We start from the raw sequence: 12,000 nt of genomic DNA, 5'->3' as shown, positions 1-12,000 counted from the left end.
CTGACCGACCAAGGCTTCCTCGGCGTCGCCGGGTGCCGCTGCGGACCCCACTTGCCGCTCTCAGCCCAGAGCGGCGCGATTTGCCCGTTCCACCGCGCCAGCAGCCGAAGCCGCCGGGCGACGAACGGGCGCCCCACCTGTGCTCATCATTACCGCGCGGATGCCGAAGCGGCCATCAGCGCAATCGACGACGAGCTCAATCACACAGGAACCACGAAGGCAGACCTCAGGCCGCCTTCGCCTCCTTGCTATCCGGCGTTTGCGCGACCTCGTGATTCGCCATGATCTCGAGCGCGCGCACCATCGCCGAGTGATCCCATGCCTTGCCGCCGTTTGCCGCGCACACGCTGAACAACTGCTGCGCGCTCGCGGTATGCGGCAGCGCGATGCCAAGCTTGCGCGCGCCATCGAGCGCGAGATTCAGGTCCTTCTGATGCAGCTCGATCCGAAAGCCCGGATTGAAGGTGCGCTTCGTCATGCGCTCGCCATGCACTTCGAGAATCCGCGATGACGCGAAACCGCCCATCAGCGCGCGGCGCACGCGCTCCGGATCGGCGCCCGAGCGCGACGCGAACAGCAGCGCTTCCGCGACCGCTTCGATGTTCAGCGCGACGATGATCTGGTTCGCGACCTTGCAGGTCTGACCCGCGCCGTTCTCGCCGATCAGCGAGATGTTCCTGCCCATCAGCTCGAACAGCGGCTTGGCTAAAGCGAAGGCCTTCTCGGGACCGCCGACCATGATCGTCAGCGACGCGTCGCGTGCGCCGATTTCGCCACCGGACACCGGCGCATCGAGATAGTCGACGCCGAGCGCGTTGATCTTCTTCGCGAACGCCTGGGTGTCGAGCGGCGAGATCGAGCTCATGTCGATCACGAGCTTGCCTTTGCTGAGGCCGGCGGCGACGCCGTCGTCGGCAAACAGCACGTTGGCGACGTCAGGCGTGTCCGGCACCATGATGATGACGATGTCGGTGGCCTGCGCGACCGCGGTCGAACTGGCGACCACGCTCGCGCTCTTCGCGATGTCGTCTGGCACTGGATACGCGCCGTTCACGAACAGCGAGTGACCTCCCTTGATGAGGTTGCGCGCCATGTGCGCGCCCATGATGCCGAGCCCGATGAAGCCGATCTTTGCCATGTGTGAATCTCCAGGGTTATAGGGGGCGTGCGTTGAGCCTGACGAGTCTCAAGCCGCCGCATGTGCCGCGCCGCGTGCCTGACCAGCGACGCTTTGCACCCAGCCGAGGCCGGCCTCGGTCGTCGTGCGCGGCTTGTATTCGCAACCGACGTAGCCGTCGTAGCCAAGTGAGTCGAGCAGCGCGAACAGATACGGATAGTTGATCTCGCCGGTGCCCGGTTCATGCCGTCCGGGGTTGTCCGCAAGCTGGATATGCGCGATCTGCGCGAGGTTCTTTTCGATCGTCGCCGCGAGTTCGCCTTCCATCCGTTGCATGTGATAGATGTCGTATTGCAGGAACAGATTGTCCGAGCCGACTTCGCGAATCACGTCGAGTCCATCGCGCGAACGGTTCAGCGCGAAGCCCGGAATGTCGTACGAGTTGCACGGCTCGACGAGCAGCCGGATGCCGGCCTTCTTCAACTCGCGCGCGGCAAAGCGCAGGTTTTCGACGATCGTCGCGCGGGCGGTGTCGGCGGAGACGTTCGCGCCCGGAATACCGACGAGGCAATTCAGTTGCGGCACCTTCAACGCGCTTGCGTATTCGATCGCGCGGCCGACGCCTTCCTGGAACTCGGCGACCCGGTCGGGCAGACACGCGATGCCGCGTTCGCCGGCTTCCCAGTTGCCCGCCGGCAGGTTGTGCAGCACCAGCTTCAGGCGGTTCTGCTGCAGACGTTCGCCCAACTCGGCGATCGAATACGGATACGGAAACAGGAATTCGACCGCGTGAAAGCCGGCGTTGGCTGCTGCCGCGAAACGGTCGAGGAACGGCACTTCGTTGAACAGCATCGTCAGGTTCGCTGCGAATTTCGGCATGGTGCTTTTGTCTCTCAGGTCGGTCAGGGAATGGCGCTGGGCGTGATGAGGCGAGGGCGCGGAGCGTGAGCCCGGCCCTCGCGCATCGTGCGCGCTGAATGCCTCGGGTACTTCGAACGCGCGACGCTCAATCGAGCAGGCTGATCGCGGTCGGCGCGTCCTCGCGCTTTTCAGCGAGTTCCTCGAACTCGTTGATCGCGTCGATCTCGGTGCCCATCGAGATGTTGGTCACGCGTTCGAGAATCACTTCGACGATCACCGGCACGTTGAACTCGACGAGCATCGACTGCGCTTTTTGCAGCGCCGGCTTCAGCTCTTCCGGCTTGAACACGCGAATCGCCTTGCAACCGAGACCTTCGGCGACCGCGACGTGATCGACGCCATAGCCGTTGGTCTCCGGCGAGTTGATGTTTTCGAAGCCGAGCTGCACGCAGTAGTCCATTTCGAAAGCGCGCTGTGCCTGGCGGATCAGCCCGAGATACGAGTTGTTCACGACGACGTGCACGTACGGCAGCTTGAATTGCGCGCCCGCCGCGAGCTCTTCGATCATGAACTGGAAGTCGTAGTCGCCGGACAGCGCGACGATCGGCCGTTGCGGATCGGCCGCGCGCACGCCGAGCGCCGCCGGAATCGTCCAGCCGAGCGGGCCGGCCTGGCCGCAGTTGATCCAGTTGCGTGCCTTGTACACGTGCAGGAATTGCGCGGCGGCAATCTGCGACAAGCCGATCGTGCTCACGTAGCAGGTGTCGCGGCCGAACACCTGATTCATCTCTTCATAGACGCGCTGCGGCTTCATCGGCACGTTGTCGAAGTGCGTCTTGCGCAGCATCGTGCGCTTGCGTTGCTGGCAATCGGCAACCCACGCGCTGCGATCCTTCAGCTTGCCCGCGGCCTTCCATTCGCCGGCGACTTCGACGAACAGTTCGAGCGCGGCCTTCGCGTCCGACACGATGCCGAGATCCGGGCCGAACACGCGGCCGATCTGCGTCGGTTCGATATCGACGTGCACGAACTTGCGGCCCTTCGTATACACATCGACGCTGCCGGTGTGACGGTTGGCCCAGCGGTTGCCGATGCCGAGCACGAAGTCGGATGCGAGCATCGTCGCGTTGCCATAGCGATGCGAGGTCTGCAGACCGACCATGCCGGCCATCAGCGGATGGTCGTCCGGAATCGCGCCCCACGACATCAGCGTCGGGATCACCGGCACGCCGACCGTTTCGGCGAACTTCACGAGCAGGTCTTCGGCCACCGCGTTCAACACGCCGCCGCCCGATACGATCAACGGCTTGTCGGCATCGTTGAGCAGCGTCAGCGCCGCTTCGATCTGCTTGCGGGTCGCCTTCGGCTTGTAGACGGGCAGCGGTTCGTACGTGTCGATATCGAATTCGATTTCGGCGAGCTGCACGTCGATCGGCAGATCGACCAGCACAGGACCCGGACGGCCCGAGCGCATCAGATGGAACGCCTGCTGGAACACCCGCGGCACAAGGGCCGGCTCGCGCACGGTCACGGCCCACTTGGTGACGGGCTTCGCAATCGCTTCGATATCGACGGCCTGGAAGTCTTCCTTGTACAGACGCGCGCGCGGCGCCTGGCCTGTGATAGCCAGAATAGGAATCGAGTCGGCCTGGGCGGAGTACAGACCGGTGATCATGTCGGTGCCCGCGGGGCCCGACGTGCCGATGCACACGCCGATGTTGCCCGGCTGGGCACGCGTATAGCCCTCGGCCATGTGCGACGCGCCCTCGACGTGACGCGCGAGCACGTGACTGATGCCGCCGGCTTTGCGCATCGCCGAGTAGAACGGGTTGATCGCGGCGCCCGGCACGCCGAACGCGGTATCGATGCCTTCTTTTTCGAGCACCAGAACGGCGGCGTCGACGGCTCTCATCTTGGCCATGGATGTCTCCTCAATGTCGGTAATTACGTCGGTTGAGGGACACTGTAGGCCTGCGCCAAAGGTTTGATAAGATCAGTCCGGGTCGCTTATTCCGAAACAAAAAGTATGGAATGGCGTGACGACCGGCGCACGGCCGGCATCAGCCCGGCAAGAGACAGGTGGGAGACGAGCATGGACCGCTTCAAACAGATCGAAACCTTCGTGCGGGTCGCCGATGCGGGCAGTCTCGCGGCGGCGGCGCTGGAGGAGGGCGTGTCGCCGGTGATTCTCGGGCGGCGCATCGACGCGCTGGAGAAGCGCCTCGGCGTGAAGCTGATGTATCGCACGACGCGGCGGCTGGTGGTCAGCGAGGACGGCGCGGCGTTTCTCGAACGCTGCCGCGGGCTCCTCAGCGAGTGGGATCAGGCGGAAAATGAACTGAGCGCGGGGCGCCGCGCGGTGAATGGCCATCTGATCGTGTCGGCGCCGGCCGCGTTCGGCCGCAAGCATGTCGCGCCGCTCGCGCCCGCATTTTTACGCGACAAACCCGGGTTGCAGATGTCGTTCAATCTGACCGACCGGGTCGTCGATCTGGTGCGCGAGGGCTACGACCTGTCGATTCGCATCGGCGGCACGGTCGATCCGAACTTCGTCGCGGTGAAGCTCGCGTCGAACCGGCGCGTGGTGTGCGGTACGCCCGAGTATTTCCGTCGTCACGGCAAGCCGAAGACGCTCGAGGATCTGCCGGCCCACAACTGCCTCGCGTTCAATCTGCAAGGCGGCCAGAACCGCGGCTGGTATTTTCGCCGCAACGGCAAGCTCGCGACGGTGCGGGTGGGGGGCTCCCTCGACTGCAACGATGGCGAACTGCTGCATCGCTGGGTTTCGGAAGGGCTCGGACTGGGCTGGCGCTCGACATGGGAAATCCAGCAGCAGCTCGCGCGCGGTGAGCTCGAAACCGTCCTCGACGAGTATGCGCTGCCCGATTACGACATCCTCGCGGTCTATCCGCAGCAGCGCTACGTGCCGGCGCGGGTGCGCTATTTCATCGACTATCTGAAAGACGTGTACGCAAGCGACGACTACTGGAACCGGCCGTCGTACTAGCGGGCGTATCAGTTGGCGAGAGGCGCGCGGGCGAGCCCGAACTTTTGGCGATTGCTGGCGGAAGTCGGGAATAAACTGGGTCTATGGCCAGTTCTGCTGTGAAAGACACGTCAGCACACCACGCGGCGCGCTCGACAGCAGCGACCCGCACGACGCAGCCGCCATGCCCTTGGAGGGACCCACGTGGTCCAGACCGATTCAGACGCCGCCCGCGCGCGGGGCGAGCCAAGTGCCCGCCCCGCCGCCGATGCCGATTCCGATGCCGCGAAAAGCCGCCGCTTCCAGCAGCTGGCGTTGCCGCATCTGGACGCCGCGTACAACCTCGCGCGCTGGCTGTGCGGCAATCCGAACGATGCCGAGGACGTCGTGCAGGAAGCGTTCATGCGCGCGTTCCGCTTCTTCGATACGTTTCGCGGCGACTCCGCACGGCCGTGGCTGCTCGCGATCGTGCGCCGGACCTGGTACACGGAATGGCGGCGGCGCGCGCCGTCACACGACATGCTCGAATTCGACGAAACGATGGACGACGCGACCCTCGACGGCTGGAGCGCAGGCGGTGACGATCCGCAGACACTGCTGATCCGCGACGAGGATGTGCGACTGGTGCACGATGCGCTGGCGCGTTTGCCGGTCGAGTATCGCGAGGTGCTGATCTTGCGTGAGCTCGAAGAGATGGGATATCGGGAGATCGCGGTGGTGGCCGATGTGCCGATCGGTACGGTGATGTCGCGGCTCGCGCGTGGGCGGCGCAAGCTGGCGGAGGTGTTGATGGCGCAGCAGCGAGGCGGAGGGGAGCCGGTTGGCAAGGGGCGTAAAGGCGGGCAGGGTGGCCGGCAGGAGGCGCCGTCGGATCGGGACGCGCAGTCCGGGCGACTCGCGAGGTCGGCGGCCACCGCGCCCGCCGCCCCCTGCGCCCAGCCGGCAAAAAGTTCCGGCGACGGTCGCCCGGCATCGTCGGCGGGCATGCCCGCCACCGCAACAGTGACACAGCTCCGGGCGTTTGCCGACGGCCGGCCCCTCAACATTCCCGGCGCTGCCGCCGACCCCGCTCAGGAGACGCCGGATGGACTGTAACGAAGCACGGCCGCTCCTCGATGCGAATGCCGATCACGAATTGCCGGCGCCCGATGCGCGCCGGGTCCAGCAGCATATCGAGAGCTGCGACGATTGCCGGCGCGCGAGCGACAACGTGCGCGCGCTGAGCGGCGCGCTGCGCGCGGCGCCGTATCATCGGGCGCCGCAGTCGTTGCGGGCGCGGATCGTGGCGGGCTTGCCCGGCGTCGTCGACGAAGGGGCCGCGGTGTCGGCCGCGACGGCGGCGCCCGACGATCTACCGAAGAAGTCCGCCGCCGGGATGACGCAACCGGTGACGCAGCAACCTCGGCGTCAGCGTCGCGGGGCGTGGTGGCCCGCGTGGCTCGACGGATGGCTCGGGGGCTTCGGCGGCCCGCTCGGCGCGGGCGGTGCAAACCGCGCGGCCGCGCACGGCGGTCTTGCGGCACTGGTGATCGCGTTGTGCGCGGCCGCCGCGGTCCTGACGCTGACGCTGCATCGTCCGGCCGAATCCTCGCCGTTCACCGACGAACTCGTCGAAAGCCATGTGCGCGCGCAGGTCTCCGGCCGCGACATCGACGTGATTTCGACGGACCGTCACACCGTGAAGCCGTGGTTCAACGGCCGGCTCGACTATTCGCCGCCGGTCGAGGACCTCGCGGCGGCCGGCTTCGCGCTTCAGGGCGGCCGGCTCGACTACCTCGCGCATCAGCGGGTCGCGGTGCTCGTGTACCGCTACGGCAAGCACGTGATCGACGTGTACGTGTTTCCGCAGTCCACGGCGGAGGGCGCAGCGCCGGCGGCGCTCGGTCACGACGGCTATTCGATCGCGCACTGGGACGCGGCGGGCATGACCTGGTGGGCGATCACGGACGCCGCGCCCAATGCGCTCACGGGCTTCGAAGCGGCGCTCAGAGCGCGCTTGCAGAGCGGCAGTCAACGCACGGAAGCGGGTTGAGGGGCTGCCGCTGCCCGAATTTCCCGGTTCTGCAACCCCTAAGCTCTTGAAAACACATCCGATTCCACGGCCGAATCAGCGGAGTGCCTTGCAACCCGTCCCCAATCGGGTTACACTTTCGGGCTTCTCACTTGCCGCACCGGTTCCGACGCCCGGGCGGCTTCTATCCAAAAGTCAGCACAAGGAGTGTGTAATGCGTCATTACGAAATCGTCTTTATCGTGCATCCCGATCAAAGCGAGCAAGTGCCCGCCATGATCGAGCGTTACAAGAGCACGATCACGTCGCACGGTGGTCAGATCCACCGCGTCGAAGACTGGGGCCGTCGCCAACTGGCCTACATGATCGAGAAACTCGCGAAGGCTCACTACGTCTGCATGAACATCGAATGCGACCAGACCACGCTCGACGAGCTGGAACACGCGTTCAAGTTCAACGACGCCGTTCTGCGTCACCTGATCGTCAAGATGAAGAAGGCCGAAACCGGCCCGTCGCCGATGATGAAGGAAGTGCAGCGCGAAGAAGCCAAGAAGTCGGCAGCCGCTCAGCCGACCGAAGCGCAGGCTTAAGTCACACTATTTAAGCTACCAGACGCGCAGCGTCGCTCCGCTCACGTACACGAAGGCATCTCAAGTACATGAACCGGCTGCAACTCACGGCGAGCGTCGTCGAACGCGAAGCGGTGCGGTACACGCCCGCCGGCGTTCCGATTGCAAGCTGCACGTTGCACCACCGCACGGAAGTCGTCGAGGCGGGCATTGCCCGTCAGGTCGAACTGACCATGCAGGCGGTCGCCGCGGGCGAAGCGAGCGGCAAGCTAGAAAACTGTCAGATGGGCGTCGAAACGCTCTTCACAGGTTTTCTGGCTAAAAAGCACCGAAACGCGCGAACTCTGGTATTTCACATCACAGCATTGCAGGACATTGGAAAGGACTAATCATGCCCCGCCCGACTGGTAAGAAATTCGACAAGCGTCGTCAGCAACAGAACCCGCTCTTCAAGCGCAAGAAGTTCTGCCGTTTCACGGCCGCTGGCGTCGAGTACATCGACTACAAAGACATCGAAACGCTGAAGGACTTCATCGGCGAGAACGGCAAGATCACGCCGGCACGTCTCACGGGTACCAAGGCGCACTATCAACGCCAGCTGGACACGGCTATCAAGCGCGCGCGTTTCCTCGCGCTGATGCCGTACACCGACCAGCACAAGGCTTAACCCGACGACGCGATAAGGAGCATCCGAATGCAAATCATTCTTCTGGAAAAAGTCGTCAATCTGGGTAACCTGGGCGACATCGTGAAGGTCAAGGACGGTTACGCACGTAACTTCCTGATCCCGAACAAGCAAGCTCGCCGTGCAACGAAAGAAGCCCTGGCTGAATTCGAAGTACGCCGCGCAGAACTCGAAAAGGTCGCCGCTGAAAAGCTGGCAGCCGCTCAGGCTCAAGGCGAAAAGCTGGCAGGCCAGACGGTTCAGATCAATCAGAAGGCTGGCGTCGACGGCCGTCTGTTCGGTTCGGTGACGAATGCCGACATCGCTGAAGCACTGGGCAAGCAAGGCTTCGCGGTGGAAAAGGCGCAAGTGCGTCTGCCGGAAGGCCCGCTGAAGATGGTTGGTGAGCACCCGGTTCAAGTTTCGCTGCACACCGACGTTCTCGTCGATGTGACGGTGGCGGTGATCGGCGAGCACGTCTAAGTCGACCGCTGAGCGTTACGCAGGATCAGCCAGCACTTCGCTGGTGAAGGGCAGGGGCCGGGTAACCGGCCCCTGCTTTTTTTGTGCCCGACTATCCGTCGAGTATCCCCGAGTTGGCGTTTTTTCCGCTCGCAGCCGTCGTCGGATTGCCCGATAATTCCTCCCCATGAACGCACCGTCCAAAGATCCCCAACTCGAGTCGCTGAAAGTCCCCCCGCATTCGATCGAAGCCGAGCAATCGGTGCTGGGCGGCTTGCTGCTCGACAACGCGGCATGGGACCGCATTGCCGACTTCCTCGCGCAGAGCGACTTCTACCGTTACGACCACCGCATCATCTTCGAGCACATCGGCAAGCTGATCGCGGCCACGCGTCCGGCCGACGTGGTCACCGTCTACGAAGCGCTCGGCACTTCGGGCAAGGCGGAAGAGGTCGGTGGCCTCGCTTACCTGAACGCGCTCGCGCAGAACACGCCGAGCGCGGCCAATATCCGCCGCTACGCGGAAATCGTGCGCGACCGCGCGGTGCTGCGCCGGCTTGTGTCGGTCGCCGATGAAATCTCCGCCGACGCGTTCAACCCTCAAGGCAAGGAAGTCCGGCAATTGCTGGACGAAGCGGAATCGAAGGTGTTTTCGATCGCCGAAGACGGCGCGCGCGGCACCCAGGGCTTTCTCGAGATCGGGCCGCTGCTGACCCAGGTGGTCGAACGGATCGATACGCTCTATCACACCGCCAATCCGAGCGACGTGACCGGCACGCCAACCGGCTTCGTCGATCTGGACCGCATGACCTCGGGCATGCACGGCGGCGAGTTGATCATCGTCGCGGGCCGTCCGTCGATGGGTAAGACGGCGTTTTCGATGAACATCGGCGAGTACGTCGCGGTCGAGTACGGACTGCCCGTCGCGGTGTTCTCGATGGAAATGCCGGGCACGCAGCTCACGATGCGTATGCTCGGCTCGGTCGGCCGGCTCGATCAGCATCGCATGCGTACCGGGCGTCTGACCGACGAGGATTGGCCGAAGCTCACGCACGCGGTGCAGAAAATGAGCGAGGCACAGATCTTCATCGACGAAACCGGCGGTCTGAACCCGATGGAACTGCGCTCGCGCGCGCGCCGGCTGTCGCGCCAGTGCGGCAAGCTCGGGCTGATCATCATCGACTATCTGCAACTGATGAGCGGCTCGTCGGCGGGCGAAAACCGCGCGACCGAAATCTCGGAAATCTCGCGTTCGCTGAAGGGCCTCGCGAAGGAGCTCGACGTGCCGGTGATCGCATTGTCGCAGCTGAATCGCGGCCTCGAGCAGCGGCCGAACAAACGGCCGATCATGTCGGACCTGCGCGAATCGGGCGCTATCGAACAGGACGCCGACGTGATCCTGTTCATCTACCGCGACGAAGTGTACAACCCGGACAGCCCCGACAAGGGCACCGCGGAGATCATCATCGGCAAGCAGCGGAATGGCCCGATCGGCCCGGTTCGCCTCACGTTCCATGGTCAATACACGAAATTCGACAATTTTGCGGGTGCGCAGAACTTCTACGGCGGCGAGTGACGCGACGCGCCTTGGGCTGTTGTAACGGCGCTGTAGCGAGTGCGGCAATGATGGCGGAACGGTACAATATGGCGGTTTTATGTCAGCCATTACGTGACCCATTTCCAGGATCCCAATGTTCGGTCGATTCATGCCCACCGAGGGCAAGTTCTTTGAAATCTTCAATTCGCACGCAACGTGCATCATCTCGGCAAGCCGCGAACTCGAGCTCCTGATCGACAATCTGCAGGACGCCGAAATCCACAAGCAAAACGTGCAAAAGGCCGAGAAAGCGGCCGACAAGCTCACGCACGAAGCCATCGACCTTCTGCATAAGACTTTCATCACGCCGCTCGACCGTGACGAGATCCACAAGCTGATCACGACGATGGACGACATCCTCGACCTGATGGAGGACGTCGCCACCGCGATCTCGCTGTACGACGTGCAAGCGGTCACGTCGGAGGCGAGCCAGCTCGCGCATATCTGCACGGCGACCTGCGAGCGCGTGCAGTTCGCGGTCAGCCTGCTGTCGGACATGAAGCAGGCGCGCCAGATCCTGAAGGCCTGCGAGGAAATCGACCGGCTCGAATCGGAAGCCGACCGCGTGCTGCGCGCGGCGATGTCGAAGCTGTTCCGCGAGGAAGACGACGTCAAGGTCCTGATCAAGCTGAAGGCGATCTACGAGCTGCTCGAAACGATCACGGACAAGTGTGAGGATGTGGCGAACATCATCGAAGGCATCGTGCTGGAAAACGCATAATGCAATCGATACAACTCGCTATCTGGGTCGTAACCGGCCTGGTTGCCATTGCGCTGGTGTTCGACTTCATGAACGGCTTTCACGACGCGGCGAATTCGATCGCCACGGTCGTATCGACCGGCGTGCTGAAGCCGCAGCAGGCGGTGGCGTTCGCGGCGGCGTTCAACGTCATCGCGTATTTCGTGTTTCACCTGAAGGTGGCCGCAACCGTCGGCAAGGGCACGATCGATCCGGACATCGTCGATCACTACGTGATCTTCGGCGCGCTGGCCGGCGCGATCGCGTGGAACGTGATCACCTGGGTCTACGGCATTCCGTCCAGTTCGTCGCACGCGCTGATCGGCGGGCTCGTGGGCGCGGCGCTCGCCAAGTCGGGCTGGGGGGCGCTGAACTGGGACGGTCTGATGAAGACCGTCGCGTTCATCTTCGTTTCGCCGCTGCTGGGCTTCGTGCTCGGCTCGCTCTTCATGCTGCTGGTGTCGTGGCTGTACTTCCGCACGCCGCCGAGCAAGGTCGACCGGCGCTTCCGCCGTCTGCAACTGCTTTCCGCTGGCCTGTACAGCCTTGGTCACGGTGGCAACGACGCGCAGAAGACCATCGGCATCATCTGGATGCTGCTGATCGCAACCGGCTTTGCGTCGATGAAGGCGAATGCGCCGCCGCTGTGGGTGATTGGCGGCTGCTATCTGTCAATGGGTCTCGGCACGCTGTTCGGCGGCTGGCGAATCGTGCGCACGATGGGGCAGAAAATCACGAAGCTGAAGCCGGTCGGCGGCTTCTGTGCGGAGGCGGGCGGAGCGCTCACGCTGTTCACCGCGTCGGCGCTCGGTATCCCCGTCTCCACCACGCATACGATCACCGGCGCGATCGTCGGGGTCGGCGCGACACAGAAGTTGAGCGCGGTGCGCTGGGGCGTCGCCGGTAACATCGTGTGGGCGTGGATTCTGACCATCCCGGCGTCCGCGCTGCTGTCCGGCGGAGCATGGTGGCTGGGTCACCACTTCCTGTAATCA

The 12,000-nt window shown here is 63.9% G+C and carries 13 protein-coding genes; 10 read left to right on the top strand and 3 right to left on the bottom strand.

Annotation, left to right across the window (positions count from 1 at the left end; translation table 11 throughout):
- Positions 1-226: 226 nt before the first annotated feature.
- From G5S42_RS21825 to gcl, 3 genes are all read right to left on the bottom strand, one after another.
- The gene (locus G5S42_RS21825) at positions 227-1,138 is read right to left on the bottom strand and encodes a 2-hydroxy-3-oxopropionate reductase (protein WP_176108689.1); all 912 of its coding nucleotides are present in this window, start codon (positions 1,136-1,138) and stop codon (positions 227-229) included.
- Between the two features lie 48 nt (positions 1,139-1,186).
- Positions 1,187-1,996: a hydroxypyruvate isomerase gene (hyi, locus tag G5S42_RS21820; RefSeq protein WP_176108688.1), complete on the bottom strand. Its 810-nt coding sequence runs from the start codon at positions 1,994-1,996 to the stop codon at positions 1,187-1,189.
- 127 nt (positions 1,997-2,123) lie between these two features.
- On the bottom strand, positions 2,124-3,899 hold the full coding sequence (gene gcl, locus G5S42_RS21815) for a glyoxylate carboligase (RefSeq protein ID WP_176108687.1): 1,776 nt from the start codon (positions 3,897-3,899) through the stop codon (positions 2,124-2,126).
- Between the two features lie 171 nt (positions 3,900-4,070).
- Between gcl and G5S42_RS21810 the strand changes: the two genes are divergently transcribed.
- From G5S42_RS21810 to G5S42_RS21765, 10 genes are all read left to right on the top strand, one after another.
- The gene (locus tag G5S42_RS21810; RefSeq protein ID WP_018432103.1) at positions 4,071-4,985 is read left to right on the top strand and encodes a LysR family transcriptional regulator; all 915 of its coding nucleotides are present in this window, start codon (positions 4,071-4,073) and stop codon (positions 4,983-4,985) included.
- Between the two features lie 183 nt (positions 4,986-5,168).
- On the top strand, positions 5,169-6,059 hold the full coding sequence (locus G5S42_RS21805; RefSeq protein WP_176108686.1) for an RNA polymerase sigma factor: 891 nt from the start codon (positions 5,169-5,171) through the stop codon (positions 6,057-6,059).
- Positions 6,049-6,996, top strand: coding sequence for an anti-sigma factor family protein (locus G5S42_RS21800; RefSeq protein ID WP_176108685.1), 948 nt, complete (start codon positions 6,049-6,051; stop codon positions 6,994-6,996). The genes G5S42_RS21805 and G5S42_RS21800 overlap by 11 nt, the downstream gene beginning before the upstream one ends.
- Before the next feature lie 193 nt (positions 6,997-7,189).
- The gene (gene rpsF, locus G5S42_RS21795; RefSeq protein WP_013089311.1) at positions 7,190-7,564 is read left to right on the top strand and encodes a 30S ribosomal protein S6; all 375 of its coding nucleotides are present in this window, start codon (positions 7,190-7,192) and stop codon (positions 7,562-7,564) included.
- Positions 7,565-7,632: 68 nt separating this feature from the next.
- Positions 7,633-7,932, top strand: a complete 300-nt coding sequence (gene priB / locus G5S42_RS21790) for a primosomal replication protein N (RefSeq protein ID WP_176108684.1) — start codon at positions 7,633-7,635, stop codon at positions 7,930-7,932.
- 2 nt (positions 7,933-7,934) lie between these two features.
- A complete protein-coding gene (gene rpsR, locus G5S42_RS21785; protein WP_008922421.1) occupies positions 7,935-8,210 on the top strand; it encodes a 30S ribosomal protein S18 in 276 nt (91 codons plus the stop codon).
- Positions 8,211-8,237: 27 nt separating this feature from the next.
- A complete protein-coding gene (gene rplI, locus G5S42_RS21780) occupies positions 8,238-8,690 on the top strand; it encodes a 50S ribosomal protein L9 (protein WP_013089313.1) in 453 nt (150 codons plus the stop codon).
- Positions 8,691-8,856: 166 nt separating this feature from the next.
- Positions 8,857-10,245 (top strand): replicative DNA helicase, encoded by a 1,389-nt coding sequence (locus G5S42_RS21775; protein WP_176108683.1) that lies wholly within the window; start codon positions 8,857-8,859, stop codon positions 10,243-10,245.
- Positions 10,246-10,360: 115 nt separating this feature from the next.
- Positions 10,361-10,987 carry a DUF47 domain-containing protein gene (locus G5S42_RS21770; protein WP_013089315.1) on the top strand — a complete coding sequence of 209 codons (627 nt, stop codon included), beginning with the start codon at positions 10,361-10,363 and terminating at the stop codon, positions 10,985-10,987.
- Entirely contained in the window at positions 10,987-11,997 is a 1,011-nt protein-coding gene (locus G5S42_RS21765; RefSeq protein WP_176108682.1) for an inorganic phosphate transporter, read from the top strand. Before G5S42_RS21770 ends, G5S42_RS21765 begins: the two co-directional genes overlap by 1 nt.
- Positions 11,998-12,000: the final 3 nt, after the last annotated feature.

It is taken from the genome of Paraburkholderia youngii (assembly GCF_013366925.1).
GTDB lineage: Bacteria > Pseudomonadota > Gammaproteobacteria > Burkholderiales > Burkholderiaceae > Paraburkholderia > Paraburkholderia youngii.
The sequence above is the reverse complement of the archived record's forward strand: the minus strand, read 5'-3'. Positions and strand labels throughout refer to the sequence as shown.